At 62.9% G+C, this 25894-nt stretch carries 24 protein-coding genes; 18 read left to right on the forward strand and 6 right to left on the reverse strand.

The features are described 5' to 3' along the window. The first annotated feature begins 167 nt into the window (after window positions 1-167). The 5 genes from argJ to BHMPCIPO_RS30580 all read left to right on the forward strand — a co-directional run bounded on the left by argJ (window position 168) and on the right by BHMPCIPO_RS30580 (window position 3505). Window positions 168-1409, forward strand: a complete 1242-nt coding sequence (argJ, locus tag BHMPCIPO_RS30560) for a bifunctional glutamate N-acetyltransferase/amino-acid acetyltransferase ArgJ (RefSeq protein ID WP_173520570.1) — start codon at window positions 168-170, stop codon at window positions 1407-1409. 131 nt (window positions 1410-1540) lie between these two features. Further along, window positions 1541-2356, forward strand: coding sequence for a GNAT family N-acetyltransferase (locus BHMPCIPO_RS30565; RefSeq protein ID WP_173520571.1), 816 nt, complete (start codon window positions 1541-1543; stop codon window positions 2354-2356). Window positions 2357-2360: 4 nt separating this feature from the next. After that, complete coding sequence (gene mutT / locus BHMPCIPO_RS30570) at window positions 2361-2774, forward strand: 8-oxo-dGTP diphosphatase MutT (RefSeq protein ID WP_173520572.1); 414 nt, start codon at window positions 2361-2363, stop codon at window positions 2772-2774. A 179-nt stretch (window positions 2775-2953) separates the two neighbouring features. After that, a complete protein-coding gene (locus tag BHMPCIPO_RS30575) occupies window positions 2954-3274 on the forward strand; it encodes a hypothetical protein (protein ID WP_173520573.1) in 321 nt (106 codons plus the stop codon). A gap of 57 nt (window positions 3275-3331) precedes the next feature. Then, window positions 3332-3505 carry a Flp family type IVb pilin gene (locus BHMPCIPO_RS30580; RefSeq protein WP_173520574.1) on the forward strand — a complete coding sequence of 58 codons (174 nt, stop codon included), beginning with the start codon at window positions 3332-3334 and terminating at the stop codon, window positions 3503-3505. A 33-nt stretch (window positions 3506-3538) separates the two neighbouring features. On the opposite strand, the gene BHMPCIPO_RS30585 is transcribed toward BHMPCIPO_RS30580, so the two are convergent. Next, window positions 3539-4417 (reverse strand): class I SAM-dependent methyltransferase, encoded by an 879-nt coding sequence (locus BHMPCIPO_RS30585; protein WP_173520575.1) that lies wholly within the window; start codon window positions 4415-4417, stop codon window positions 3539-3541. Window positions 4418-4475: 58 nt separating this feature from the next. On the opposite strand from BHMPCIPO_RS30585, the gene BHMPCIPO_RS30590 reads away from it, so the two are divergent. The 5 genes from BHMPCIPO_RS30590 to BHMPCIPO_RS30610 all read left to right on the forward strand — a co-directional run bounded on the left by BHMPCIPO_RS30590 (window position 4476) and on the right by BHMPCIPO_RS30610 (window position 7599). Then, the gene (locus tag BHMPCIPO_RS30590; protein ID WP_173520576.1) at window positions 4476-5252 is read left to right on the forward strand and encodes a ComF family protein; all 777 of its coding nucleotides are present in this window, start codon (window positions 4476-4478) and stop codon (window positions 5250-5252) included. Window positions 5253-5299: 47 nt separating this feature from the next. Then, window positions 5300-5557 carry a glutaredoxin 3 gene (gene grxC / locus BHMPCIPO_RS30595; protein ID WP_173520577.1) on the forward strand — a complete coding sequence of 86 codons (258 nt, stop codon included), beginning with the start codon at window positions 5300-5302 and terminating at the stop codon, window positions 5555-5557. 87 nt (window positions 5558-5644) lie between these two features. Continuing rightward, entirely contained in the window at window positions 5645-6502 is an 858-nt protein-coding gene (locus BHMPCIPO_RS30600) for a carbon-nitrogen hydrolase family protein (protein ID WP_173520578.1), read from the forward strand. Continuing rightward, window positions 6499-6927, forward strand: a complete 429-nt coding sequence (locus BHMPCIPO_RS30605; protein WP_173520579.1) for a DUF1178 family protein — start codon at window positions 6499-6501, stop codon at window positions 6925-6927. Before BHMPCIPO_RS30600 ends, BHMPCIPO_RS30605 begins: the two co-directional genes overlap by 4 nt. Window positions 6928-7032: 105 nt before the next feature. After that, window positions 7033-7599 (forward strand): GNAT family N-acetyltransferase, encoded by a 567-nt coding sequence (locus BHMPCIPO_RS30610; protein ID WP_173520580.1) that lies wholly within the window; start codon window positions 7033-7035, stop codon window positions 7597-7599. Window positions 7600-7614: 15 nt separating this feature from the next. Here BHMPCIPO_RS30610 and ubiG read toward each other — a convergent pair whose 3' ends face one another. Both ubiG and BHMPCIPO_RS30620 read right to left on the reverse strand, forming a co-directional pair. After that, the gene (gene ubiG / locus BHMPCIPO_RS30615; protein WP_173520581.1) at window positions 7615-8361 is read right to left on the reverse strand and encodes a bifunctional 2-polyprenyl-6-hydroxyphenol methylase/3-demethylubiquinol 3-O-methyltransferase UbiG; all 747 of its coding nucleotides are present in this window, start codon (window positions 8359-8361) and stop codon (window positions 7615-7617) included. 111 nt (window positions 8362-8472) lie between these two features. Beyond that, complete coding sequence (locus BHMPCIPO_RS30620; protein ID WP_173520582.1) at window positions 8473-9024, reverse strand: dihydrofolate reductase family protein; 552 nt, start codon at window positions 9022-9024, stop codon at window positions 8473-8475. Window positions 9025-9174: 150 nt separating this feature from the next. Between BHMPCIPO_RS30620 and BHMPCIPO_RS30625 the strand changes: the two genes are divergently transcribed. Then, window positions 9175-9690, forward strand: coding sequence for a class I SAM-dependent methyltransferase (locus BHMPCIPO_RS30625; protein WP_173520583.1), 516 nt, complete (start codon window positions 9175-9177; stop codon window positions 9688-9690). Between the two features lie 71 nt (window positions 9691-9761). On the opposite strand, the gene BHMPCIPO_RS30630 is transcribed toward BHMPCIPO_RS30625, so the two are convergent. Next, window positions 9762-11294, reverse strand: coding sequence for an ABC-F family ATP-binding cassette domain-containing protein (locus BHMPCIPO_RS30630; protein WP_173520584.1), 1533 nt, complete (start codon window positions 11292-11294; stop codon window positions 9762-9764). A gap of 645 nt (window positions 11295-11939) precedes the next feature. Between BHMPCIPO_RS30630 and BHMPCIPO_RS30635 the strand changes: the two genes are divergently transcribed. The 5 genes from BHMPCIPO_RS30635 to BHMPCIPO_RS30655 all read left to right on the forward strand — a co-directional run bounded on the left by BHMPCIPO_RS30635 (window position 11940) and on the right by BHMPCIPO_RS30655 (window position 18587). Continuing rightward, window positions 11940-13214, forward strand: coding sequence for an aspartate kinase (locus tag BHMPCIPO_RS30635; RefSeq protein ID WP_173520585.1), 1275 nt, complete (start codon window positions 11940-11942; stop codon window positions 13212-13214). Window positions 13215-13300: 86 nt separating this feature from the next. Further along, the gene (gene ptsP, locus BHMPCIPO_RS30640) at window positions 13301-15568 is read left to right on the forward strand and encodes a phosphoenolpyruvate--protein phosphotransferase (protein ID WP_173520586.1); all 2268 of its coding nucleotides are present in this window, start codon (window positions 13301-13303) and stop codon (window positions 15566-15568) included. A gap of 70 nt (window positions 15569-15638) precedes the next feature. Then, window positions 15639-16721, forward strand: a complete 1083-nt coding sequence (prfA, locus tag BHMPCIPO_RS30645; protein ID WP_173520587.1) for a peptide chain release factor 1 — start codon at window positions 15639-15641, stop codon at window positions 16719-16721. A 3-nt stretch (window positions 16722-16724) separates the two neighbouring features. Next, on the forward strand, window positions 16725-17594 hold the full coding sequence (prmC, locus tag BHMPCIPO_RS30650; protein WP_173520588.1) for a peptide chain release factor N(5)-glutamine methyltransferase: 870 nt from the start codon (window positions 16725-16727) through the stop codon (window positions 17592-17594). Window positions 17595-17927: 333 nt separating this feature from the next. Then, on the forward strand, window positions 17928-18587 hold the full coding sequence (locus BHMPCIPO_RS30655; RefSeq protein WP_173520589.1) for a DUF4167 domain-containing protein: 660 nt from the start codon (window positions 17928-17930) through the stop codon (window positions 18585-18587). Window positions 18588-18779: 192 nt separating this feature from the next. Here BHMPCIPO_RS30655 and BHMPCIPO_RS30660 read toward each other — a convergent pair whose 3' ends face one another. After that, on the reverse strand, window positions 18780-19364 hold the full coding sequence (locus tag BHMPCIPO_RS30660; RefSeq protein WP_173520590.1) for a TetR/AcrR family transcriptional regulator: 585 nt from the start codon (window positions 19362-19364) through the stop codon (window positions 18780-18782). Between the two features lie 129 nt (window positions 19365-19493). Between BHMPCIPO_RS30660 and BHMPCIPO_RS30665 the strand changes: the two genes are divergently transcribed. After that, window positions 19494-20516 (forward strand): NAD(P)-dependent oxidoreductase, encoded by a 1023-nt coding sequence (locus BHMPCIPO_RS30665; RefSeq protein ID WP_173520591.1) that lies wholly within the window; start codon window positions 19494-19496, stop codon window positions 20514-20516. A 271-nt stretch (window positions 20517-20787) separates the two neighbouring features. Further along, complete coding sequence (gene clpB / locus BHMPCIPO_RS30670; protein WP_173520592.1) at window positions 20788-23394, forward strand: ATP-dependent chaperone ClpB; 2607 nt, start codon at window positions 20788-20790, stop codon at window positions 23392-23394. A gap of 179 nt (window positions 23395-23573) precedes the next feature. Here the strand turns inward: clpB and BHMPCIPO_RS30675 are convergent, their stop codons facing one another. Beyond that, window positions 23574-25541, reverse strand: a complete 1968-nt coding sequence (locus tag BHMPCIPO_RS30675) for a M23 family metallopeptidase (protein WP_173520593.1) — start codon at window positions 25539-25541, stop codon at window positions 23574-23576. Window positions 25542-25894: the final 353 nt, after the last annotated feature.

The raw sequence follows: 25894 nt of genomic DNA on the forward strand, positions 1-25894 counted from the left end.
TGATGCCCGGCGGTGAAAACCGTTCGGGCATTTGTCGCAAGATGGATCGGGAGCGGGTTCGGTTGTAAACCGCTCCAGATCTTTGTTCTTACGCATTTCCTGACGGAAGGCCGCTGCGCAGCTTTCCTGGAAGTGCCTTGGTCCCAACACGTCACAGCAGGTTTCCCATGTCCGGCTCAGTCTCCCCGCTCGCTCCGAAAACCTTCGCCGAAATGCCGTCCCTACGCGGTGTCCGCATGGCGACCGCTGCCGCCGGCATCAAGTACAAGAACCGCACCGACGTGCTGATGATGGTGTTCGACAAGCCGGCCGCCGCCGCCGGCGTTTTCACCCGCTCCAAGTGCCCGTCCGCTCCGGTCGATTTCTGCCGCCAGAACCTTGCCGGCGGCGTCGCCCGCGCCGTCGTCGTCAACTCCGGCAACGCCAATGCCTTCACCGGCAAGAAGGGACGCGAGGCGACGGAGCTGACCGCGAAGTCGGCGGCGAAGGCTGTCGGCTGCAAGGAAAGCGAAGTGTTCCTCGCTTCCACGGGCGTCATCGGCGAGCCGCTTGATGCAACCAAGTTCGCCGGCGTGCTCGACGATTTGGCTGTTGCCGGCAAGGAAGATTTCTGGTTCGAAGCCGCCAAGGCGATCATGACGACGGACACCTATCCGAAGGTCGCGACCCGCACGGCCGAGATCGGCGGCGTCAAGGTCACGATCAACGGCATTGCCAAGGGCGCCGGCATGATCGCGCCCGACATGGCGACCATGCTCTCCTTCGTGGTGACCGACGCAGACATTGCCCCGGCAGCGCTGCAGGCTCTGCTTTCGGCCGGCGTCGGCCCGACCTTCAACTCGGTCACCGTCGACAGCGACACCTCGACCTCCGACACGCTGATGCTCTTTGCGACGGGTGCGGCGGCAGTCGATGGGCAACCCGCAATCGCCGACGCGGCCGATCCGCGCCTTGACGCCTTCCGCCTGGCGCTGAACGACCTGCTGCGCGACCTGGCGCTTCAGGTTGTGCGTGATGGCGAAGGCGCGCGCAAGATGGTCGAAGTCACGGTCGAAGGCGCTGAGAACGACGCGGCGGCCAAGCGCATCGCGCTCTCCATCGCCAACTCGCCGCTCGTCAAGACCGCCGTCGCCGGCGAGGACGCCAATTGGGGGCGCGTGGTCATGGCTGTCGGCAAGTCCGGTGAGATGGCCGAACGCGATCGGCTGGCGATTTGGTTCGGCGATGTGCGCGTGGCCGTCGAAGGCGAGCGTGATCCCACCTATTCGGAAGCGGCAGCCACTGCCGTCATGAAGGCCGAGGACATCGCCATCCGCGTCGACATGGGCCTCGGGTCCGGCCGCGCTACGGTCTATACCTGCGACCTGACGAAGGAATATGTCGAGATCAACGGCGACTACCGGAGCTGAGGTTCCGGTCCAGCCTGACTATAGCGCCGCGCGTCTCACCAGACGCGCAAAGGTCGCTGTAGAACTTTGATTTTCTACATGCCTCCTTAAATCGTGGTCGATTTGAGGAGGCATGCAGTAGGGGTAACAAGATGACATCGAGTGATACCCGGCCGGCGGGCAACGTCGCGGCCGAAGGTGGGGAAGCGGTAATGGTTGATCTCCCGAGCGTGCGCCGTCTCGAAGCCGTGGGCTTCCGGGCTTGGCCGGCAGCGTCAGTGCAATATGACGGCAGCTGGCTGATCCGGCTCAATGCTGGGCATGATTCCAAGCGTCTCAACTCCGTCAACCCGCTCGATCCATCCGACTATCGCGACATCCCGGCGCGCCTTGAAAAGGCGGCCAGGCGTTTTGCCGACTACGGTCGATCCCTGACCGTGCGCCAGACGCCGCTGACCCCGCCGCAACTCGTTGCCCATATGGATGCGGAAGGCTGGACGGCATTCAGTCGCAGCCTGGTGATGACGACCGATCTTGCCGAGCGTGAATTCGGCGGCGGCATTGACCATCTGCCGATCAAGGACACCGGCCGCTTCGTCGATGCCTGTATCGGTATCGCCAAGGGCGATCCGAAGAGAAAGGCCGCGCTCGCCGAGATCATCAGTGCGATCAAGCCGGAAAGCGGCCTCTTCCTGTTCGAAGATGCCGAGACCGGGCCTACCGCCGTGGCTCTCGTCGTTCAGGACAACGATCTCGCCGGCATCATGCAGTTTGCCGTGGACGCACGGGTCCGCGGGCGCGGCGTCGGCAAGGCGATGCTCGACGTCTGCTTGCGTTGGGCGCGGCTGCGCGGCGCCAGGAAAGCCTGGCTGCAGGTCGAGGCGGAGAACAGCGCGGCGCTGGCACTCTATCGTGGCGCCGGTTTCTCCGAAGTCTACAGCTACATCTACAGAGCGCCTGGGGCTTGAGGTCATGGACGTCAACGGAAAGAAGATCGTGCTCGTTGCCGCCTGTGCTCTGGTCGATGCCGACGGCCGTATCCTGCTGGCGCAGCGGCCGGAAGGCAAATCGCTGGCCGGTCTATGGGAGTTTCCGGGCGGCAAGGTCGAGGCCGGCGAGACGCCCGAGGAAACCCTGATCCGTGAATTGGACGAGGAACTCGGCATCCGCACCAAGGTCGCCTGTCTCGCGCCGCTGACCTTCGCCAGTCACACCTATGAGGACTTCCATTTGCTGATGCCGCTCTATATCTGCCGGCGTTACGAAGGGGTGGCGACGGGGAGGGAAGGCCAGGCGATCAAATGGGTGCGGCCGAAGGCCTTGCGCGACTATCCGATGCCGCCGGCGGACGAGCCGTTGATACCATTTCTTATGGATTTGCTCTGAACCTACCCGAAATCTGATCGATTATTAATCGATCGTTTATCTCCCTCGCGCAAAGATAGCTCAATTCATTTTCGGTACGCATAGTTGGTGAACGGCGTATTGATTTCAGGCAGTAGGGTGGAACCAAGCTTGGGAAGGGCGCTTGCGTTCGCCGTGCTTTGTGCGTTTGTGAGGCTGGGATGGTGGACGACGATTTCTGGAGCACGGTTCAGGAAAAGGATCTGATGAACAATCAGTCCCGCCGGACGGGTGTGCTCAATCTGTCCCTGCTGTTTGGAACGGCAGTGATCGCGCTGACGCTGATCCTCACGCCGATGCTGTCTTCAAAGAACGACAGGCGCATCATGGCGAACACGCCCGTCGACTACGACAACATTTCCACCGGCTCCATCCCTTCGAGCGGGACTACCAAGCGCTACACGGTACGGCGCAGCGTGCTGCAGGAAATGCCTGGGGCGGTCTGCATCATCGATGCGGACGGCCGCAAGAGCGGGTGCTGACCTAACGCCATCCGGGTTTTCCGGTGCGTTTCGGAACACGAACCAGACTGGGGACGCATGGAAAAGCTGAGACGCCTCTTTCGCGACGCAAGCGCTGCCACCGCGGTCGAGTATGGCCTCATCGCTGCCATCATCTCCGTCAGCCTGCTTCTTGGTCTCGAACAGGTCCGCGACGCGCTCACCGCCGTCCTCAACCTGCTGGCGACGACATTCCAGAACGCACAGGTCTGAAGACCTCGCCGGAACGAACGCCGCCGTCGTCCGTCAGAGCGGCTGCTCCTTCGTGCCGAGTGCAGTCGAAAGCCGCTGCTTCGCCGAGCCTGGTTTCAACGGCTTCTGCTGGCTTTCATGCGGTGCCCAGCCGGACAGGTAGATGATCGAGAATGTCGCGCGAACGCGGCCGTCCGGGTCGGAGAAACGTTCGGCATAGATTTCCGCGGCCCGCAGGAAGAAGCGCCGCGAGACGGGCACGCGGCTTCGTGCCGTGAGTGGACTGGTCATGCCCATGGCGCGCAAGTCGCGGATCAGGGCAAACAGCGAATCGTAACGCACCGTGTAGGTTTCTGTGTCGGCGACCGGCAGCGCGAAACCGGCGCGTTGCAGCAGGGCGCCGATATCACGGACGTCGGCGAAGGGAATGACTCGCGGACTGGCGCCGCCCGTCAGCTCCGCCTCGGCGGCCAGAAGCGCCTCGCGCAGTTCCTGCAGCGTGCCGCTGCCGGGGATGGCGGCGAGAAAGAGCCCGTCGGGTTGCAGCGCCCGACGAACCTGGATGAAGGCGCCCGGCGTGTCATTGGTCAGGTGCAGGGACAGCGGCGAAACCACCAGGTTGAAGCTCTCCGCTTCGCCCGGAACCTCTTCGAGCGAGGCGATCGTTACCGGTGCCTGGTCGGAGCCAAAACGCGCATCCGTTTCCACGCGCTCAACGGCACCGATCTTGCCGGTTGCCATGAGGTTCCGCGCCGTTTGCCCGGTATAGCCGTGCAGTTCCAGCGCGCGGTCGAAGTGACGTTCGACCACGCTGACCCGTTCGGCGAGTTCCTGTGCGACGATATCGAGAAGGAAGCCGGCTTTCGGATCGGCGTTTCTGAGCGCTCTTGCCCGATGTGCCTCAACGAGGCTCTGGTCAAAGATTTTTTCCACGATACTGTCTCCGCAAGCTCGCCAGCAAAGAGACCTTCGGAGGTTCAAAGTCAACAGCATGGCATGGGAGAGACCGCGGTTTCCGGAGGAGGGGTGGGGGCGCGTTCTGCGGGGGCTCGTCTTCGGGGTCGTCGATCTCGTTTATCCGCCAGTCTGCTGCGGCTGCGGCCGAATGGTTGGCAATCATCGCGCGGTTTGCGCGCCTTGCTGGTCGACCCTGCCGCTGATCGAGCGCCCCTATTGTGATGTTCTCGGGACACCGTTTTCGGTCGACCATGGGCCGGGCTCGGTTTCGCCGGAAGCCATTGCCAATCCGCCCGCATTCGATCGTCTGCGGTCGGTCGCAATCCATGAGGGCATCGCCCGCGATCTGGTGCATGGGCTGAAGTATCGCGACCGCACCGATCTCGCGCCGATGATGGCGGAGTGGATGATCCGGGCGAGCGATGGTGCGGTGGCCTCGGCCGACGCGATCGTTCCGGTGCCATTGCATGCCTTTCGGCTCTGGAGGCGCAGGTTCAACCAATCGGCGGAACTGGCACGGGCCATAGCGCGGCTCTCCGGCAGGCCTTACCAGGCCGATGTGCTCATGCGTATCCGACGCACGAGCCGGCAGGTGGGTCTTGCCCGGCAGGCCCGTGAAGACAATGTGCGCGGCGCCTTCGCGGTCTCGGAAAGCGGCAAAGCGGGTCTCCGTGGGAAAAGCGTCGTTCTCGTAGACGATGTATATACGACCGGTGCAACCGTCTCGGCAGCGACCCGCGCGCTGAAACGGGCGGGAGCCGGGCCGGTCACGGTTTTGACCTTTGCAAGAGCCATATCCGGTCCTATATGACAATCAGTTGTCCGGCACGATTGCCGGCGAAGGAGCGAACCAGGATCATGGCTTCAGTGGTCATTTATACGCGTCAGTTCTGCGGTTATTGTTCGGCCGCCAAGAAACTACTGGAAACCAAGGGCGTGTCCTTCCTCGAACACGACGCTACCTATGATCCGACGGTTCGGCAGGTGATGATCGAGAAGGCGCACGGCGGCACGACGTTCCCGCAGATCTTCATCAACGACATCCATGTCGGCGGCTGTGACGACCTGCACGCGCTGGAACGAGCCGGCAAGCTCGACGCCATGCTTGCCGCCTGACGCGCCTGACGACCCGATGTTTTGCAAGTCGCTAGAGCGAGAGCGTCTGTTCGCTCTGCAGCGGCGTGCGCCAGGAGTTAAAGCAAGATGACCTTCAAGGCCGCAGCCATTCAGATGTGTTCCGGCGTCGATCCGCGCAAGAATGCGGAGACGATGGTGCGACTGGTGCGCGAGGCAGCTGCCCAGGGCGCGACCTATGTCCAGACGCCGGAAATGACCGGCGCGCTCCAGCGAGACCGGGCGGCTCTGCGCGCGGTCCTGAAGGACGAGGCAAACGACATCATTGCCAGCGAAGCCGCGAAGCTTGCCGGTAAACTGGGCATCTATCTCCATGTCGGCTCGACGCCGATCGCGCTTGCCGACGGCAAGATCGCCAATCGCGGCCTGCTGTTCGGGCCGGACGGCAGGAAGATCTGCGACTACGACAAGATCCATATGTTCGACGTCGACCTCGACAACGGCGAAAGCTGGCGGGAAAGCGCCGCCTATCAGCCCGGCAACACGGCACGGATTGCCGATCTCGACTTCGGCAAGCTTGGTTTCACCATCTGCTACGACGTGCGCTTCCCGGAGCTTTTCCGGCAGCAGGCGGTCGCCGGCGCCGAGATCATGTCGGTGCCCGCCGCCTTCACACGCCAGACCGGCGAGGCACATTGGGAAATCCTGCTTCGTGCCCGTGCAATCGAGAACGGCCTCTTCGTCATCGCTGCCGCGCAAGGGGGCACGCATGAGGACGGGCGCGAGACCTTCGGCCACTCGATGATCATCGATCCCTGGGGCAGGGTGCTTGCTTCGGCCGGCTCGACCGGTGAGGCGATCGTGCTTGCCGAAATCGATGTCGCCTCCGTGCATTCGGCACGCGCCAAGATACCGAATTTGAAGAACGCCCGCAGTTTCGTGCTCGACGAAGTGGCGCCAACCGGGAAAGGAGGCGTCGCCGCTTGATCCGCTATGCGCTTTCCTGTGATAATGGCCATTCCTTCGAGGGGTGGTTCTCATCGAGTGACGATTTCGACCGCCAGGTCGGCCGCAAGCTGGTTTCCTGTCCCTCTTGCAATTCAACGTCCGTTGCCAAGCAGTTGATGGCGCCGTCGGTCGCGACCGCACGCAAGAAGGAGGCAACGCGGGCGGTGATCATGGACCAGGCGCAGAAGGAAACGATCGCCAAGATCCGCGAATTGGTAAAGACCGTGCGCGAGAACGCCGAGGATGTCGGCGAGCGCTTTCCCGAGGAGGCGCGCAAGATCCACTATGGCGAAGCGGAGGAACGCGGACTGATCGGCAAGGCGACGGCGGAAGAGGCCGTGGAGCTTCTCGAAGAAGGAATTGCGGTCGCGCCGCTGCCGATCTTGCCGGACGAGGCCAACTGACGCGCGATCCAACGCCTGACCGATGCTGCAAACTTGGCCGACGGCTCTTTAAAAACAACGTCTTGCTTCCCATTTCGCGGTTTCGCAATGGGAGATTTTCAGTCAATGACATTGTCCGAGCTACGCATTTCCACCGATCGGCTCGTCATCAGGCCATTCGCGCCCAACGATTTTCCCGCCTTCTTCGCCTATCATCGGCTGCCGGAAGTCTATCGCTACCTCTATGCCGAGCCGTTGGACGAAGTGGCGGCGCGGACGAAGTTCGTCAAGGCGTCGAAGCCGCGCCTCGACGAAGACGGAGATGTCGCAGTCTTTGCCGTCGAGCGGCAGGAGGATGGCGCCCTGATCGGCGAGGTGCTGCTGAAGCTCGCAAGCCGGACGGCGGAGCAGGCGGAGACCGGCTACATCTTCAACCCCGTCTTTGCCGGCAAGGGCTACGCGACCGAGGCGATGCGGGCCGTGCTCGATCTCGGTTTTTCGACGCTGCGCTTTCACCGGATCTTCGCTCGGCTCGATGCGCTCAACAAAGGTTCCGTCGGTGTCGTGGAACGTCTCGGCATGCGCCGGGAGGCGCATCTGATCGAGAACGACCGGTTCAACGGTAGCTGGGGCGACGAATTCGTCTATGCGCTGCTGAGGCGTGAATGGCAGGAGCGTCGGCAGGCCGGCTGAACCCGCCGGCAGCGTTTACAGCGGGCGCTTGGCGACGATCATGTAGTTGACGTCCATATCCTTGGACAGGTTCCACTGATTGGCGAGCGGATTGAAGAAGACGCCGGTGCGCTCGGTGACTTCGAGCCCGTTGACCACAAGCGGCTTTTCCAGCTCATCCGGGCGCACGAGCTTTTCGTACTGGTGCGTGCCGCGCGGCAGCCAGCGCAACACGTTCTCGGCCGCGAAAATGGCAAGTGCCGCTGCCTTCATCGTGCGATTGATGGTGGCGACGAACATCAGGCCGCCGGGGCGAACCATGTGGGCGCAGGTGGTCATGAAGAAATCGACGTCTGCAACGTGCTCGACTACTTCCATGTTGAGCACGATGTCGAAGCTCTCGCCGGCTTCGGCGAGCGCTTCCGCGGTCACGGCGCGATAGTCGACCGCCACGCCGCTTCCGGCCGCGTGCGTCTTGGCGATGCCGATGTTCTTCTCGGAGGCATCGGCACCGAGGACGTCGGCGCCCATGCGCGCCATTGGCTCCGACAGAAGACCGCCGCCGCAGCCGATATCGAGCAGCCGCAGACCTTTCAGCGGTTGCGGGCCCCTGGGATCGCGGCCGAAATGCTCGGCCACCTTGTCGCGGATATAGGCGAGGCGAACGGGGTTGAACTTGTGCAGTGGCCTGAACTTGCCGGTGGGATCCCACCACTCCGCGGCCATGGCGGAAAACCGGTCCACCTCGCTCTGGTCGATCGTCGTGCGTGCGGTCTCGCTCATGTCGCCGTCTCCTTGCATCTTCCCTGGTGAAGTCGGACGATCAGGCAGGGAAGTCAAGAGCCGGCGATGGGCCAGATGAGCGCAGATCAGGCGGGAGCGATGCCCTGTCCCCTACAGCGCGTCCGCCTCCGGTTGGTAGTGCAGGATGACTAGTCCCGATTTCAGCGGGCGTGTGTCGGTCAGTTTCAGCTTCGTCCGCTTCAGGCCCGGCTTGAACAGGGGCACGCCGCTACCCAGAAGCACCGGATTGATGCCGAGACGATACTCGTCGACGAGGCCCTTCTCGATCAGCCCTGCTGCGAAATCCGCACTGCCGAATACGAAGATCGTGCCGCCATCGAGTTGCTTCAGTCGCTCGACTTCCTTGGCGGCGTCGCCGGTCACGAGCCTTGTCCTGTGCCAATCGGCGGATGTCAACGTGCGCGAGAAGACGAACTTCTCGACACCATTCATGAAGGTGGCGATGTCGCCTTCGGCGGAGGGCCAGTAGGCGGCCATCATTTCATAGGTCACGCGGCCGAAAAGCAAAGTGTCGGCTTCGAGCTGCGTTTCGCCGATATAGGCGGCGAGTTCGTCCTCGAAGACGAACCAACTGATGTCATGCCCCGTCGCCTCGAAGAAGCCATCGACGCTGACCATGTCCCACATGATGACCTTGCGCATTGTCTTTCTCCCGTTGCAGTGCGTGTGTTTGGAGGAGACTGTCAAAACTGATACCGTTTTGCAAGTGGTTTTATTATTGCATCAGATTGGTTCGCGTCGAAGCACGTCACCGTGCTAATTTCGTCGAATCTGCGATGCAGGGGAATTCAGATGTCGTTGGACAGAATCGGCTGGGCAGTCGAGGTCGTTGCGCCGCAGCCTTCGGATCAGCTTCTCGAAATCGGCTGCGGCCATGGCGTTGCGGTGACGAAGGTTTGCGAGCGGCTCGTCGACGGAGAGATCGTGGCCATCGATCGTTCGCCCGCCATGATCGCGGCGGCGGCGCGGCGAAACGACCGATATGTTGCTGCCGGTCGGGCCACTTTGCAGATTGCTGACCTTGGGGCACTCGATCTGGGCGGTCGTCGTTTCGACAAGGCATTCGCGATGCGCGTCGGCCTGTTCACGCGGGGCGATCCCATCCGTGAGTTTGCCGCGCTGGCGCGGCTGTTGAAGCCGGAAGGACGGCTCTTTCTCTTGCATGACGAGCCGTCCACAGATGCCGACGAGGTCGCCGCGCGGCTCGAAGCCGCGGTCCTTCGCCATCGATGGATCGTCGAAGCGCGGCTGACGCATGTCTTCGATGGTGGCGAGGTTGCCTGCGTGATCGCCCGGCCGCCTTTCTAGGATCCGATTGGTGACGCCCGCCTTTCGCGGACGTCACTGATGCGATGAGTGCGGCTTCGCTGACGCGGTCGCTACCCGAGCTCGCTCGCAGCAGCGGAGGCGAAGAAATCCTCCGGGTCCTCGACTTCGACGAGACGCCGCTTCTCGATCAGCCAGAAGCGATTGCCGACATTGCGGACGAAGCTGCGATCGTGGGACACCAGCAGGCAGCTCGTCTCGTGCTTGAGCAACTCGGCCTCGAGCGCCTCCTGGCCCTCGATGTCCAGATGGTTGGTCGGCTCGTCGAGCAGGTAGAAATTCGGCTCCTTCAAGCGCAGGACCAGCATGGCGAGGCGTGCCTTCTGGCCTCCGGAGAGCCGGCCGATCGCCTTTTCCTGCATGTCGATGCCGACGCCGGCACCGACGAGCAGGGTGCGTGCCCTTTGATCGCCGAGCGAAAAGCGGCGGGAGAGTGCGGCAAGTGGCGTCTCGTCGTCGGACAATCCCGCAAGCGCCTGGTCGCTATAGCCGAGCACGAGCGAGGGCGTCGCCTTCAGGCTTTCCGGTGCACGCCCGGGCTCCTCGATCGCAGCGCGGATGAGGTTGACGAGCCGCGTCTTGCCGGTGCCGTTTTCGCCGAGCAGGACGATGCGGTCGCCTTGGCAAATCCAGCGTTTGCCGGTGCGAAAGAGAGGGGTTCCGTCCGGCGTTTCGACGGCGACATCGTCGAGCGTCACCAGGATCTTGGCGTGGGTGCCGCGGTTGGCGAGCCGGATCGCGCCGGCGGAACGCTCCTGATGCGCAGGCTTCGCTGCGTCCTCCAGCCGCTCGGCCCGCTGCTTCAACTGCTTCGTCTTCACGGTCAGCAGGTCGCTGCCGGAATTGATGCCGATATTGTTGAGCTTGGCGGCCTGGCGGCGGAGTTGCTGTGCCACCTTCATGTCGCGCTGGTAGCGCCGCTCCTCGGAGGCATCGACCTCGTCGAGCGCTACGCGCGAGCGTGAGTAGGGAAGCGCGAAGATCGGCGACTGCTCGGGCCTCAAGAACAGCGTGCGGTTGGTGGTCGCATCCAGGAAGGCGCGGTCGTGGCTGGCGACCAGCACCGGCACGTCCCGCGGCAGGGCGTTCAGCCAGGCTTCGAGCCGGGCGATCTTGGCGAGGTCCAGGTGATTGGTCGGCTCGTCCAGCAGCAGCGCATCCGGATCGGTGACCCAGACGCGGGCGAGAAGTGCCAGCCGCTGCCAGCCGCCGCTCAGTTCCGAGACAGAGCGTCGGCGCAGAGCCTCCGGCACGTCGAGGGAGTCGAGCACGATGTCGACGCGCCAGCTTTCGTTTTCCGCTTGATCGGCCGGAAGGGCAGAGAGAACGGCTTCGTGGAAGGAGAGAGGCATGAGGGAAGCAGGCACGTTCTGCTCGACGTGGCCGATGGTCAGGCCCCGCGAACGCGTGATTTCGCCGGCAGTCGGGTCGAAGGTGCCGGCGATCGATTTCAAAAGGGTCGACTTGCCGCGGCCGTTCGCGGCGACGATGCCGATGCGATCACCTGCGGCGACGGAGAGATTGAGGTTGGAGAAAAGCGGTGCGCTCAGGCTGACGCCGAGGTTGCGGATATTGATCAAGGCCATGGTCGTTCTCTGGACTGCGCGAGCGACGGTGAGAGATCCGTGGGCGGCAAGCTCATGCCGTGGCTGGCGGATGGTCGAGCCCGCGACAGCAAGGTTGCTGCACTCGGGCCGTCACTCGGTAATGGAAGACGATGTAGGCGTTCGAACCGATAAGGTTCCGCGCTGCATCACTCTGGGCAGACCAGGGATAGGTTCGCGAGATTGCGAAGTATGTCCGGTCAGCCCTGCAAACGCATCTGCAGGGCTTGGACGGGGCCACGCTGGCGGTGGTGCCGGAAGAATGTAATCACGCGCAGCCCCCCTTTCTCGAATTCGAGTTGCGAGTGCACGTTTAGCATCGGCGCCGGTAATTTTCAACGCGGCATTGCAGGCTTCCGCGGCACGGATATTTCCGTCACGCCGTCCCTTTGGCAATATTGTTGCGAAACGGACCTGTCCGAGCCGGCGGCGAGGCCCGAATCTGTGTCCGCTTGCCATTGCGTGCGGCCCCCTGATCCGCTAAGAGACGCCGCGACTTTCCGCTCCCCGAAGCGGTGACTGCCGATGTCCGAGAAGTCTCCCAAGCTTTTTGACCGTCGGGCGCCGGCGGGGGCTTTCCTGTCACGCGCGCCTCGCGCGCGCAAAATTGGGTACCGGTAGAGGCACATGGCACGCATCGTGATGAAATTCGGCGGAACCTCCGTCGCTGATTTGGACCGCATCCACAATGTCGCCCGCCATGTGAAACGCGAGGTCGATGCCGGCCATGAAGTCGCCGTCGTTGTTTCCGCCATGTCCGGCAAGACCAACGAGCTGGTCGGCTGGGTGCAGAACATGCCGAAGGCCACCGGCGCCAACTCGCCCTTCTACGACGCGCGCGAATACGACGCGATCGTCGCTTCCGGCGAACAGGTGACCTCGGGTCTTCTTGCAATCGCGCTGCAGTCGATGGGCATCAACGCCCGCTCCTGGCAGGGCTGGCAGATCCCGATCCGCACCGACAACGCCCATGGCGCTGCACGCATCCTCGACATCGAGGGTGCCGAAATCATCCGCCGCATGGGCGAGGGCCAGGTGGCCGTCGTCGCCGGCTTCCAGGGCCTCGGCCCGGACAATCGCGTCGCCACGCTCGGCCGCGGTGGCTCCGATACCTCGGCGGTGGCGATCGCCGCTGCGGTCAAGGCCGACCGCTGCGACATCTATACCGACGTCGATGGCGTCTACACGACCGACCCGCGCATCGAGCCGAAGGCGCGGCGGCTGAAGAAAATCGCGTTCGAGGAAATGCTGGAAATGGCATCGCTCGGCGCCAAGGTGCTGCAGGTGCGCTCGGTCGAGCTCGCCATGGTGCACAAGGTCCGCACCTTCGTGCGTTCGTCTTTCGAAGATCCCGATGCGCCGGGCATGGGTGACCTTCTCAACCCGCCCGGTACGCTGATTTGTGATGAGGATGAGATCGTGGAACAGGAAGTCGTAACCGGCATTGCCTATGCCAAGGATGAAGCCCAGATTTCGCTGCGCCGTCTCGCCGACCGGCCGGGCGTCTCCGCCGCGATCTTCGGACCGCTCGCCGAAGCCCATATCAACGTCGACATGATCGTCCAGAACATTTCCGAGGACGGCTCGAAGACCGACATGACCTTCACGGTTCCGTCGGGCGACGTCGACAAGGCGCTGAAGGTGCTCGGCGACAACAAGGAAAAGATCGGCTACGACGTCGTTCAGTCCGAGGCTGGCCTCGTCAAGGTGTCGGTCATCGGCATCGGCATGCGCAGCCACGCCGGTGTCGCTGCTTCGGCCTTCCGCGCACTCGCCGAGAAGGGCATCAACATCAAGGCGATCACCACCTCCGAGATCAAGATTTCGATCCTGATCGACGGTCCTTATGCGGAATTGGCGGTTCGCACTTTGCATTCCGCTTACGGTCTCGATAAGAGTTAATCGACAGGCGACTGATTTGGGATTCGCGGCGGTTTACGCCGCGCGTCCGGCTGCCGCCGTCTACTCTATTTCGGAGACCCTACGCGATGAGAGACCTTTCCGCAGGTCCGCGCGTTCTCCTCAAGCGGTTGCGCGAGCTTATGGCGGAACCGCTGGAGCCGCAGGAGCGCCTTGACCGTATTGTGCGCCAGATCGCGCAGAACATGGTTGCGGAAGTGTGTTCGGTCTACGTCCTGCGTTCCGACGGCGTGCTCGAACTCTACGCGACGGAAGGTCTGAACAAGGCCGCCGTCCACCTGGCGCAGTTGAAGATGGGGCAGGGCCTCGTCGGCACCATTGCCGCCTCTGCGCGGCCTCTCAATCTTTCCGACGCCCAGTCGCACCCGGCCTTCACCTACCTGCCGGAGACCGGCGAAGAGATCTACCATTCCTTCCTTGGCGTGCCGATCCTGCGCACGGGCCGTGCGCTTGGGGTTCTCGTCGTGCAGAACAAGGCGATGCGCAACTACCGCGAGGACGAGGTTGAGGCGCTCGAGACGACCGCGATGGTTCTCGCGGAGATGGTGGCGACGGGTGAACTGAAGAAGATCACCAAGCCGGGTCTCGAACTCGACCTCTCGCGCCCGGTCTCGATCGAGGGCAACAGCTACGGCGAAGGCATCGGCCTCGGCTATGTCGTGCTGCATGAGCCGAGGATCGTCGTCACGAACCTCCTCAATGAGGATACCGAGCAGGAACTGCAGCGGCTCGCCGAGGCGTTGGGGTCGCTGCGCATTTCGATCGACGACATGTTGTCGCGCCGCGACGTGTCGATGGAGGGCGAGCACCGGGCGGTGCTCGAAACCTACCGCATGTTCGCGCATGACCGGGGCTGGGTGCGCAAGCTCGAGGAGGCGATCCGCAACGGCCTGACGGCGGAAGCGGCGGTCGAGCGCGTCCAGAGCGAAACCAAGGCGCGCATGATCCGGTTGACGGACCCGTATCTGCGTGAGCGCATGCACGATTTCGACGATCTTGCGAACCGCCTGCTGCGCCAGCTTTCCGGTTATGGTGCCAAGCTTTCGGCGAGCGACTTCCCGACCGATGCGGTGATCGTCGCCCGCGCCATGGGCGCTGCCGAACTGCTCGACTATCCGCGTGAAAACGTGCGCGGCCTGGTGCTCGAAGAGGGCGCCGTCACCAGCCATGTGGTGATCGTCGCCCGTGCCATGGGGATACCGGTCGTCGGCCAGGCGACGGGTGCCGTGGCGCTCGCGGAAAACCGCGATGCGATCATCATCGATGGCGACGATGCCAAGGTGCACTTGCGGCCGCTCGCCGACCTGCAGCGTGCCTATGAGGAAAAGGTTCGCTTCCGGGCGCGGCGCCAGGCGCAGTTCCGGGCGCTGAAGGATGTCGAGCCGCTGACCAAGGACGGCAAGCGCATCACGCTGCAGATGAATGCCGGTCTGCTCGTCGACCTGCCGCATCTGAACGAGGCGGGTGCCGAGGGCATCGGCCTGTTCCGCACCGAACTCCAGTTCATGATCGCCTCGACGATGCCGAAGGCGGAAGAACAGGAAGCATTTTATCGCAATGTGCTGAAACAGACGGGCGGCAAGCCCGTGACCTTCCGCACCCTCGACATCGGCGGCGACAAGGTCGTTCCCTATTTCCGCGCGGCGGAAGAGGAAAACCCGGCGCTCGGTTGGCGGGCGATCCGACTGTCGCTGGACCGGCCGGGTCTTCTGCGGACCCAGCTTCGCGCGATGCTCCGCGCTGCGGCCGGTGCCGAGCTCAAGCTGATGTTGCCGATGGTCACCGAGGTTTCCGAGCTCAGGATTGCGCGCGACCTCTTGCAGAAGGAAATCGAGCGGCAGTCGAAGCTTGGTGAACAATTGCCGCGCAAGCTGCAGTTCGGCGCCATGCTGGAGGTGCCGGCGCTGCTGTGGCAGCTCGACGAACTGATGACTGAAGTGGATTTCGTCTCGGTCGGCTCCAACGATCTCTTCCAGTTCGCGATGGCGGTCGACCGCGGCAACGCCCGCGTATCCGATCGTTTCGACGTGTTGGGACGGCCGTTCCTCAGGATCCTGCGCGACATCGTGCGCGCCGGCGACCGGCACGATACCCCGGTGACGCTCTGCGGCGAGATGGCGAGCAAGCCGCTCTCAGCCATGGCGTTGCTGGGCTTAGGCTTCCGTTCGGTGTCGATGTCGCCGACGGCGGTAGGACCGGTCAAGGCGATGCTGCTGGCGCTCGACGCCGGCAAGCTTGCTGCCGCGCTGAACGCGGCGCTGGACGACACGCACGACCAGACGCCTATTCGCCAGATGCTGGTGGATTTCGCCGCGGAAAACGGCATTCCGGTTTAGACTGATATGACGCGTCGTGACCCTCGTCCGGACCCGATCCGGGCGAGGGGAGACGCATTTGGAGTGAGACTTGGCAAAGCTTCCCGTTGAAAAGATGCGCGAACTGGAACGGCGGTTCGGTGAGATCGAGGCCCGCATGTCTGCCGGCCCGGCTGCGGACGTTTATGTCAAGCTTGCCTCGGAGTATTCCGAGCTGCAGCCGGTCGTGACGAAGATCCGCGCCTATGAGAAGGCGACGGCCGAGCTTGCCGACATCACCGCCATGCTCGCCGACAAGTCGACCGACCGGGAGATGCGTGATCTCGCCGAAATGGAAAAGCCCGAGGTCGAAGCGACGATCGAGACGCTGGAGCAGGAAATCCAGATCCTGCTTCTGCCGAAGGATGCGGCCGACGAGAAGAGTGCGATCCTCGAAATCCGCGCCGGCACCGGCGGATCGGAAGCGGCGCTCTTTGCCGGTGATCTCTTTCGCATGTACGAGCGTTATGCGGCCGCCAAAGGCTGGCGCGTCGAGGTGCTTTCGGCGAGCGACGGCGAAGCCGGCGGCTACAAGGAAATCATTGCGACGGTTTCCGGGCGCGGCGTGTTCTCGCGGCTGAAATTCGAATCCGGCGTGCACCGGGTGCAGCGTGTGCCGGAGACCGAGGCGAGCGGCCGCATTCATACCTCGGCCGCCACTGTCGCCGTGCTGCCTGAGGCCGAAGACATCGACATCGAGATCCGCCCCGAGGATATCCGCATCGACACGATGCGCTCGTCGGGCGCCGGCGGTCAGCACGTCAACACGACGGACTCGGCCGTGCGCATCACCCACCTTCCGACCGGGCTCGTCGTCACCAGTTCGGAAAAGTCGCAGCACCAGAACCGGGCAAAGGCTATGCAGGTCCTGCGCTCGCGCCTCTACGACCTGGAGCGCCAGCGCGCCGACAGCGAACGTTCGGCCGACCGCAAGAGCCAGGTGGGCTCGGGCGACCGCTCCGAGCGCATCCGCACCTACAATTTCCCGCAGGGCCGGCTGACCGATCACCGCATCAACCTGACGCTCTACAAGCTCGACCGGATGATGATGGGTGAGATCGACGAGGTCGTCGATGCGCTGCTCGCCGATTATCAGGCGAGCCAGTTGGCGCAGCTCGGCGAACAGCGGGGCTGAGCCATGACCGAAACGCTTGCAAGCCTCGTCGCCGAAAGCCGCGATCGCCTGCAGGCGGGCGGCATCGAGCATGCGGCGCTCGATGCACGGCATCTGATCTCCGGCCTGCTCGACCTGTCGCTGAGCGCGGTCGTGTCGCGGGGCGGGGAACCCGTGTCAGAGGCGGATGCCGCAAGGATCCGGGCGGCCGTGGCGCGGCGACTGGCACGCGAACCGGTCTACCGCATTCTTGGCGAACGCGAATTTTTTGGCCTGCCGCTGAAGCTTTCGAAGGAAACGCTGGAGCCGCGCCCGGATACCGAGACGCTCGTCGATCGCATGATCCCCTACCTGCGCGCGGTGGTGGCGCGAAAGGGGAGTTGCGCCCTTCTTGATCTCGGCACCGGTACCGGAGCGATTTGTATCGCGCTGCTGTCCCAGGTTCTTGAAGCAAGGGGCACGGCTACCGATATATCGCAGGACGCACTGGCAACGGCGACGGCGAATGCAGCCGCTCTCGGTCTTGCCGATCGGTTCCGACCGCTTCTCAGCAACTGGTACGAAAAGGTGGACGGACGCTACGACGTGATCGTCTCAAATCCGCCGTATATCCGGTCCAGTGTCGTTCGTGAGCTTGAGCCGGAGGTGAGACTTCACGACCCGGCCGCAGCGCTTGATGGCGGAGCAGACGGGCTTGATGCCTATCGCGCCATCGCTTCTCGGGCCGGTCATCATCTTGAGACAAACGGCGTGATAGGCTTGGAAATCGGTTTCGACCAGAAAGAGGCGGTGACGGCGCTGTTTAACGCCGAAAATTTCCGTCTGCGTGAAGAGGCGAAGGATTTCGGCGGTAACGACCGCGTCCTGATCTTCGAACGCGACATCAACCGTTGAAAAAATGCTGCACTGACGCATCTTCTTTCTTGCTCAGGCAAAGAAAGGGCTTGGAATCCCAGAGGAAGCGGGCTAGTTTGCCCGCGCACTGGGCAGAAGGTCATGGACCTAAGATTCGTTCCGGTATGACCTGGCCACGGGGATTGCTCTCAAGAAAGAGTTGCTAGGGTTCAACAAGTGCCTTGTGCGGGTACCTGTTAATTTGACGTCAGTCGGCGCCGAAGCCGCCGTTGTGCGAGCGCAGCGGTGCGTGTTCTGTCGGGCGTGAACGGATCCGGCCGGAAGACGAAACCACATGATCATCATTATCAAGAGAATTCGGGTGAATGTACTATGAGGCCAGGACAGCAAAACAAGCGCGGCCGCGGGCGGAATAACAACAATAACAACAACGGAAACAACAACAATCACAACCGCAAGGGCTCGAACCCGCTGACGCGGACCTACGACAGCTCCGGCCCGGATGTGAAGATTCGCGGTACTGCCCAGCACATCGCCGAGAAGTACGCAGCGCTTGCGCGCGATGTCCAGAGTTCCGGCGACCGGGTGATGGCAGAAAACTACCTGCAGCACGCCGAACACTACAACCGCATCATTGCTGCCGCACAGGCGCAGATGCAGGACCGGTTCCAGCGCGAGGACCGTCAGGATTTCCGCGGCCACGATGCATCCGAGCAGGACCAGGACGATCTGGATCAGGTCTATATCGACGACATGCCGGCCCCGGTTGCCGTGCCTGCAGCAGCACCTGCCGCCGAGCCGCAGCCCGTCGTTATCGACGGTACGGGTCCGCAGCCGGTAATCGAGGGTACGCCGGCGGAAGTGGCGATGGAAGAGGAAGCCCCGGCCGCCTCCGGCCGCGCTGCGTCGCGCCGCCGCAATACGCCGCGTCCGCGCCGTCCGCGCCGCAACGCGCAGGAAGGTGCTGCCGACGACGCCCAGCCTTCGGGCGATGCCGCCTCCGAAGCGCCGGTGCTTGCCGCTTCCGAGTAAGCGAGCCTGACAACGACTTTGCCCATTCAGGGGCATGCCAAAAACCCGGCTTTGCATGGCCGGGTTTTTCTTTGCCTACAGCGCCGCGCGTCTTATCGGACGCGCAAAGGTCGCTGTAGCACTTTGAAGTGCTGCATGTTTTTGTCCTTTAATCGGCTACGATTAAAGGAGACATGCAGTAGCCGTTGGCGATCAATGGTCGACGCTGTCGACGATCAATGCCGCAAGATTGGCACTGGCGGCTGTTTCGTTGGTCCGGCCTCGGATCAGTTCGCGGCCGATCGCCTCCGCAGCCCCCGCGATACCGGTGCAGCGCAGACGCAAATCGCCGGCGGAGATCTTCGCGAAGGGGCCGAGCGCCGCCTCGATCATGGCGACATAGTCGTCGGCCTGTTGCTGCTGCGTCGCGATCATGTCCGCATTGCCGCGCAGCGCTGCGGAAATCGCCTGCCATTCCTCACCACTATCGACGGCACAGTCGATGTAGACCGAACTGATGATGTCGGCGACCGCACCGAGCTGTTTCGGTGCCCCGGCGAGCGCGGTCCGCAGCTTGGTCGCGTGGCGATCCTCGATTTCCTGGGACAGCGCGATCAGCAATCCCTCGCGCGTACCGAAATGTTCATAGGCGATCGGCTTGCTGACGCCGGCACGCTCGGCGAGGTGGCCGAGCGTCAGGGCATCGGCTCCGCATTCGCGCAGGATCGCCTTGGCGGTCTCGATCAATTGCGCACGCCGTTCGGGTTTGGCGAGCTTTCGACTTTTCGTCGGGGCCATCGATCGCAATCCTCTTTTCGCGTCGCCACGTCTCTTGAAAGCCGTGCTCGGCAACTTATCTACCAATAGTAACTTACTAAAGGTAAGTTCGATAGCCAACCGGGCACTTTTCGTTTAGGAGATAGGAAGATGTCAAGCAAGTTTCTGCCTGTTTTGATGATCGGCGGTTCAGGAGTCGTCGGATCGCAGGCTGCGAAGATCATCCGTCGGCTACAGCCCACGTTGCCGGTCGCCGTCGGCGGCCGCGATCTCGGCAAGGCAGAGGCCGTCGCGCGGGAGGTGGGAAACGCCGTCGGTGTAAGCATCGATCTGGAACGGCCGGATCTCGGCCTTGGCGACGAGCCGCGCTTTAGCGCCGTCGTCATCTTCCTCAAGGACGAGAAACTGAGCTCCATGCGCTACGCCCAGCGCCACGGGATCCCCTATATCAGCCTGTCCAGCGGCACGTTCGAGGTGGGGCCGGAGATGGCGCAATATATCCACGCGCCGGACAAGGCGCCGATCCTGCTCGCCAGCCATTGGCTCGCCGGGGCCGCGGTCTTTCCGATCCTCGAATTTGCGAAAGCCTATGCGGCGATCGACCGGATCCGCATCGGGGTCCTGCTCGACGAACAGGACATGGGCGGTCCGGCCGCGCTCGCCGACTACAATCGCATTACCGGCTTTGCGCCGGCGGCTTTGACGGTCAAGGATGGCAGGCTCCACTGGGCCGGTGGCGAGGATTCCAAGGCACGCTATGTCAGTGTCGACGGTGTCGAACTCGATGCGGTTGCCTATTCGCCTTTCGACGTCATGGCGCTTGCGGCCCGGACGAATGCCGCCAACATCCGGCTGGACCTCGCCTATAGCGAATCCGCAAGCAGGCGTCGCGGCGAGCCGTTTTCGACCGAAATCGTGATCGAGATGGCGGGGCGGGGGAAGGACGGTCAGCCACTCGATCATCGCCATGAGATCGTGCAGCCGGAGGGCCAGGCACCGCTGACCGCCCTCGGCATTGCGCTCGCCGTGGAACGCTTGCTCGGCCTTGAAGGGGGCGACGCGTCGGCCCCCGGTCTCTATCTCCCGGAGGTTCTGATCGACCCGGCCTACTATGTGCGGCGCATGAAGGAGTTCGGCGCGTCCTTCACCGAACGGTCGATGAGCGCGGCTTAGCGAAGCCGCGGAGTTTCTCGCTTTCTCAATGGGCAAATGCGGCCGCGGGGAAATCGTCAGACGGCCGCATTTTTCGGTTGCAGATTTCCGTCCACGGACCATGGCCGGCTCTTTAATTTCCAAAATCGGTGCCCCATATTCGCTTCGGATGCGTTGATCCGGCGCAAGGCGGGGATCGCTCTACACTGACAAGCTTGCCGAATGCGGGAGCTTGATCCTGAAACACCGACGGGTGCCACGAGATGGGCCTGCCGGGCTATGGAGGTAAAGTATGAACATTGAAAAATATTCAGAGCGCGTGCGCGGTTTTCTGCAATCGGCGCAGACCTATGCGCTGGCGCAAGGACATCAGCAGTTCACGCCCGAGCATGTGCTGAAAGTGCTGCTCGACGACGATCAGGGCATGGCCGCCTCGCTGATCGAGCGCGCCGGGGGCGACGCCCGCGAGGCGCGTGCCGGCAATGATGCGGCACTTGCCAAGCTTCCCAAAGTTTCCGGCGGCAATGGTTCCGTTTACCTGTCGCAGCCGCTCGCCCGGGTTTTCTCGAGCGCCGAAGAGGCCGCGAAGAAGGCCGGTGATAGTTTCGTCACCGTCGAGCGGTTGCTGCTGGCGCTTGCGATCGAAAGCTCGGCCGCAACCTCCGGCATTCTTGCCAAGGCCGGCGTGACCCCGACCAAGCTCAATCAGGTGATCAACGACATCCGCAAGGGCCGCACCGCCGATAGCGCCAATGCCGAGCAGGGGTTCGACAGCCTCAAGAAATATGCGCGCGACCTGACGGCAGACGCGCGCGAAGGCAAGCTTGACCCCGTCATCGGCCGTGACGACGAGATCCGTCGTACCATCCAGGTGCTGTCGCGCCGCACCAAGAACAACCCTGTGCTGATCGGCGAGCCCGGCGTCGGCAAGACTGCGATCGCCGAGGGGCTGGCGCTCCGCATCGTCAATGGTGACGTGCCGGAAAGCCTCAAGGACAAGCGGCTGATGGCGCTCGACATGGGTGCGCTGATTGCCGGCGCGAAGTTCCGCGGCGAGTTCGAGGAGCGGCTGAAGGCTGTTCTCAACGAGGTGCAGTCCGAAAACGGCGAGATCATCCTGTTCATCGACGAGATGCATACGCTGGTCGGTGCCGGTAAGGCGGACGGGGCGATGGATGCCTCCAACCTCCTGAAGCCGGCGCTTGCGCGCGGCGAGCTGCATTGCGTCGGCGCCACCACGCTCGACGAATACCGCAAGCACGTCGAGAAGGATGCTGCCCTTGCCCGCCGGTTCCAGCCGGTCATGATCGAGGAGCCGACGGTCGAGGACACGATCTCGATCCTGCGCGGCCTGAAGGAGAAGTATGAGCAGCACCACAAGGTCCGGATCTCGGATTCGGCCCTGGTTGCCGCCGCGACGCTTTCCAACCGCTACATCACCGACCGGTTCCTGCCGGACAAGGCGATCGACCTGATGGACGAGGCGGCGTCGCGCCTGCGCATGCAGGTGGACTCCAAGCCGGAAGAACTCGACGAGCTCGACCGGCGCGTCATTCAGCTGAAGATCGAGCGTGAGGCCCTGAAGAAGGAAACCGATGCGTCATCGAAGGATCGGCTGGAGAAGCTCGAGCTCGACCTCGCTTCGCTCGAAGAGCAGGCATCGGCGCTGACGGCTCGCTGGCAGGCGGAGAAGCAGAAGCTCGGTCGCGCCGCTGACCTCAAGAAGCAGCTTGACGAAGCCCGCAACGAACTGGCGATCGTCCAGCGCAAGGGTGAGTTCCAGCGTGCCGGCGAACTGACCTACGGTGTCATCCCGAAGCTCGAGAAGGAGCTTGCGGATGCCGAAAGCCAGGAAAACGCCAATGCCAATCCTATGGTGCAGGAGGTCGTGACCCCCGACAACATCGCGCATGTGGTCTCGCGCTGGACCGGTATTCCGGTCGACAAGATGCTGGAAGGCGAACGCGACAAGCTGCTCAGGATGGAAGACGAACTGGCGAAGTGGGTCGTCGGCCAGGGTGACGCCGTGCAGGCGGTCTCCCGCGCCGTCCGGCGTTCGCGCGCCGGGCTTCAGGATCCGAACCGGCCGATCGGCTCGTTCATCTTCCTTGGCCCGACCGGCGTCGGTAAGACGGAGCTCACCAAGGCGCTTGCCCGGTTCCTCTTCGACGATGAAACCGCGCTGATGCGTATCGACATGTCGGAATACATGGAGAAGCACTCCGTGGCCCGCCTGATCGGCGCACCTCCCGGCTATGTCGGCTACGAGGAAGGCGGAGCTCTGACTGAATCCGTTCGCCGCCGGCCCTACCAGGTCGTGCTGTTCGACGAGATCGAGAAGGCGCATCCGGATGTCTTCAACGTGCTGCTGCAGGTGCTTGACGACGGCCGCCTGACCGATGGTCAGGGTCGCACGGTCGACTTCAAGAACACGATGATCATCATGACCTCGAACCTCGGGGCCGAATATCTGACCGGTCTCGGCGAGAACGAAGACAGCGATGTGGTTCGCGACCAGGTGATGGAGGTGGTGAAGGCCGCTTTCCGTCCGGAATTCCTGAACCGCGTGGACGAGATCATCCTGTTCCACCGGTTGCGCCGCTCGGAAATGGGCGCGATCGTCGATATCCAGCTCGAAAGGCTGCGCAAGCTGCTCGCCGAGCGCAAGATCACGCTGGAACTCGAGGACGATGCTCGCGCGTTCCTGGCCGACAAGGGCTACGACCCGGCCTATGGCGCACGTCCGCTGAAGCGGGCGATCCAGAAATACGTGCAGGATCCGCTCGCCGAGAAGATGCTGCAGGGCGAGTTCCCGGATGGTTCGACCGTGAAGGTGCTCGCCGGTTCCGACCGCCTCAACTTCAAGCGCGGTGCGACGACGGACAAGGAAGCCGCCTGACAAGACATCAAAGACAGGGGCCGTCCTTCGGGGCGGCCTTCTCATTTGTGCCAGATTTTTGAAGAGGGGAGGGACGCCCCGAGCATGTCGCGCAAAGTGCGCAACGGTTTGTGCGAACGACATGCGAAATATCAAGAACCTAAGGCGCAAGAGCGAGTCTGAAAGATCGCGACCCCGCTTTAGTTGCTTGCGACTTCAGCGCCGGCGCCGTCCTTGTTCAGCAACTCGTCGATGCGGTCGCGTTCCTTCTCGAACTTCGCCAGCGCGTCGCCGGAAAGCGACTTGCCGCCGGGGAGGCGGATGCGCAGCGGATCGACCTTGTTGCCGTTGACGATCAACTCGTAATGCAGGTGCGGACCGGTCGAAAGACCCGTCGTGCCGACCCAGCCGATGACCTGGCCTTGGACGACCTTGCTGCCTACCTTGACGTTCTTGGCGATCGCGCTCTGGTGGTTGTAGGAGGATACGTAGCCGTTGGCGTGGCGGATCAGCGTCTGGTTGCCATAGCCGCCCGAATCCCAGCCGGCCTTCTCCACGACACCATTGCCGGCGGCGATGATCGGCGTGCCGCGCGGAGCGGCCCAGTCGACGCCGGTATGCATGCGCGAGAAGCCGAGGATCGGATGGCGGCGCATGCCGAAGCCGGAGCGGAAATGGCCGTTCGGCACAGGATTGCGCAGCAGGAACTGGCGGATACTTTTGCCTTCGGTGTCGAAGTAGTCGATCGAATTGTCTTCCGGGTCCTGGAATCGGTAGAAGGCCGTGACCGCATCGCCGAACTTGGCGCGGACATAGAGAAGCTCGGAATCTTCCGTCGCCATGCCGCGTTCGTCGGTCACGGAGAAGAAGGCTTCAAGCGAGTCCGTCGGCTTCAGCTGCGCCTGGAAATCGACGTTGCTGGCGAGCAGCTTGACGACGAGGCCGACCATGTCGGCGCTCATGCCATAGGAAAGGGCGGCGCGGTAGATGCCGTCATAGACCCGCGGCAAATCGTGGCCGCTGGTCATGACGGGTGCGCCGTTGTCATCGAAGGCGGTGGCGACCGCGTCGAGTTTCGGCGGTTCCGCACCCGGAACGAAGCGCCCCTTGTCGTCGACCGCCATCGTCAGCACATGGCGATTGCGCGAATAGATGGTGGCGCGCACGATGCGGGCCTCTTCGCCCTTCTGCGCTTCGCCGTTCTGAATGATGCCGATGCGCAGAACGTCGCCTTCGTTGAGTTCCGTCGCCCCGAGCGCGTCGCCGATATAGCCGGCGGCGTCTTCGGCCTGTGCCTTGGCATAGCCGGCATTGATCATGACCGTCGCAATATCGGTCTGGCGTCTGACCGGAATGATGTCGTCGGCGTATTCGGTGCTTTCCTCGTCGATGGTCTCGTAGGCGGCGTCGCTCTTGTTCTGCTCGACGATGCGGGCGGTCAGGCCCTGAAGCAGGTCAAGCCCGTCGCTTTCGGAAGCGAAGCGCTGCGGGTCGACATAATAGAGCGAAGCGACCTGCGTACTGCCCTCGGTCAGGACAGAACCATTGGTGCGGACATTTTCCTCGACCTCCTCGAGCGACATCGAGCTGTCGAAGGCAACGCCGCCATGCAGCGGGAAATCGACGGTCTTCAGCGCCACTTCGGAATCGACATTCGAGCCATAGAGCGTACCGGTGCGGGCGACCGGGGATTCCTCGTCCGCCTCGTCGGTGGAGAAGATCGCCAGCGGATCGAAGTCCGGGTAGCTTTCCGAGGGTTGGTGGTTGGCGGCGAGCGCCATCTTGACGTGAACGAAGGGCTGCTTGCGCACCACTTCCTTCTCGCCGTCATGAGTCATGGTGGAGACTTCCATGACGGTCTTGTCGGCCGGCTTGGCGACGAGCTTCGGCGAAAGGATGCGACCACCGCGCACGGCACGCGCCTGTTCGTCGCCATTCGGCGCGGCGTCGAGCGCCGCATAGGCTTCGGCGGGGATCGCAAGCTGCTGCCGCCCGTCGAGGGCGGCAAAAAGCGCAACGCCCATGAGAAGACTTGAGGTGATGCCAGTGAGAAAGGTACCGGAAAGCCAGCGTAGGGAGATCTCGCGCCTGTCGGGCGCGCGACGGCCATGCGCAAGGATCGGCGGCTGGTCGCCGAGCGACCTGACCATGTTCTTGTCGGTGTTCATGCCGAGCTGAGGGTCCCCGATTTCTCTAAACCGTATTCTTGCCTGCGATACGTTGCGCGAAGATGTGCATCTTTCGCGTAACGGAGTCAAATCGCGGGGGAGGGGAGGGGGCCGATATCCCAGCTATCCCAAGCCTGCCCGCGCGAGAGAATCTGCGACGCATCGTCGATTTCGCTTAGATCGGCGGATTGTGAAAAAGTGAGGGCCAAAATGTGTCTCCACAGGCCGAAGAGGGGAGGCAAAACTTTTTTGGGGGCTCAAAGTCCTGCGTTTCCGGGCTTTGTCAGAAATCTGTCATTTTTTTTGAAAATGTCTGTTGACGTGTGAGAGGGGGTGGGTCTATAAGCCCGATC

Source organism: Ensifer sesbaniae, assembly GCF_013283665.1.
Taxonomy (GTDB): domain Bacteria; phylum Pseudomonadota; class Alphaproteobacteria; order Rhizobiales; family Rhizobiaceae; genus Ensifer; species Ensifer sesbaniae.

Coding starts and splice junctions, on each gene's coding strand:
- argJ (WP_173520570.1), top strand. CDS start 168: ATGTCCGGCTCAGTCTCCCCGCTCGCTCCGAAAACCTTCGCCGAAATG.
- BHMPCIPO_RS30565 (WP_173520571.1), top strand. CDS start 1,541: ATGACATCGAGTGATACCCGGCCGGCGGGCAACGTCGCGGCCGAAGGT.
- mutT (WP_173520572.1), top strand. CDS start 2,361: ATGGACGTCAACGGAAAGAAGATCGTGCTCGTTGCCGCCTGTGCTCTG.
- BHMPCIPO_RS30575 (WP_173520573.1), top strand. CDS start 2,954: ATGGTGGACGACGATTTCTGGAGCACGGTTCAGGAAAAGGATCTGATG.
- BHMPCIPO_RS30580 (WP_173520574.1), top strand. CDS start 3,332: ATGGAAAAGCTGAGACGCCTCTTTCGCGACGCAAGCGCTGCCACCGCG.
- BHMPCIPO_RS30590 (WP_173520576.1), top strand. CDS start 4,476: ATGGCATGGGAGAGACCGCGGTTTCCGGAGGAGGGGTGGGGGCGCGTT.
- grxC (WP_173520577.1), top strand. CDS start 5,300: ATGGCTTCAGTGGTCATTTATACGCGTCAGTTCTGCGGTTATTGTTCG.
- BHMPCIPO_RS30600 (WP_173520578.1), top strand. CDS start 5,645: ATGACCTTCAAGGCCGCAGCCATTCAGATGTGTTCCGGCGTCGATCCG.
- BHMPCIPO_RS30610 (WP_173520580.1), top strand. CDS start 7,033: ATGACATTGTCCGAGCTACGCATTTCCACCGATCGGCTCGTCATCAGG.
- ubiG (WP_173520581.1), bottom strand. CDS start 8,361: ATGAGCGAGACCGCACGCACGACGATCGACCAGAGCGAGGTGGACCGG.
- BHMPCIPO_RS30620 (WP_173520582.1), bottom strand. CDS start 9,024: ATGCGCAAGGTCATCATGTGGGACATGGTCAGCGTCGATGGCTTCTTC.
- BHMPCIPO_RS30625 (WP_173520583.1), top strand. CDS start 9,175: ATGTCGTTGGACAGAATCGGCTGGGCAGTCGAGGTCGTTGCGCCGCAG.
- BHMPCIPO_RS30630 (WP_173520584.1), bottom strand. CDS start 11,294: ATGGCCTTGATCAATATCCGCAACCTCGGCGTCAGCCTGAGCGCACCG.
- BHMPCIPO_RS30635 (WP_173520585.1), top strand. CDS start 11,940: ATGGCACGCATCGTGATGAAATTCGGCGGAACCTCCGTCGCTGATTTG.
- ptsP (WP_173520586.1), top strand. CDS start 13,301: ATGAGAGACCTTTCCGCAGGTCCGCGCGTTCTCCTCAAGCGGTTGCGC.
- prmC (WP_173520588.1), top strand. CDS start 16,725: ATGACCGAAACGCTTGCAAGCCTCGTCGCCGAAAGCCGCGATCGCCTG.
- BHMPCIPO_RS30655 (WP_173520589.1), top strand. CDS start 17,928: ATGAGGCCAGGACAGCAAAACAAGCGCGGCCGCGGGCGGAATAACAAC.
- BHMPCIPO_RS30660 (WP_173520590.1), bottom strand. CDS start 19,364: ATGGCCCCGACGAAAAGTCGAAAGCTCGCCAAACCCGAACGGCGTGCG.
- BHMPCIPO_RS30665 (WP_173520591.1), top strand. CDS start 19,494: ATGTCAAGCAAGTTTCTGCCTGTTTTGATGATCGGCGGTTCAGGAGTC.
- clpB (WP_173520592.1), top strand. CDS start 20,788: ATGAACATTGAAAAATATTCAGAGCGCGTGCGCGGTTTTCTGCAATCG.
- BHMPCIPO_RS30675 (WP_173520593.1), bottom strand. CDS start 25,541: ATGAACACCGACAAGAACATGGTCAGGTCGCTCGGCGACCAGCCGCCG.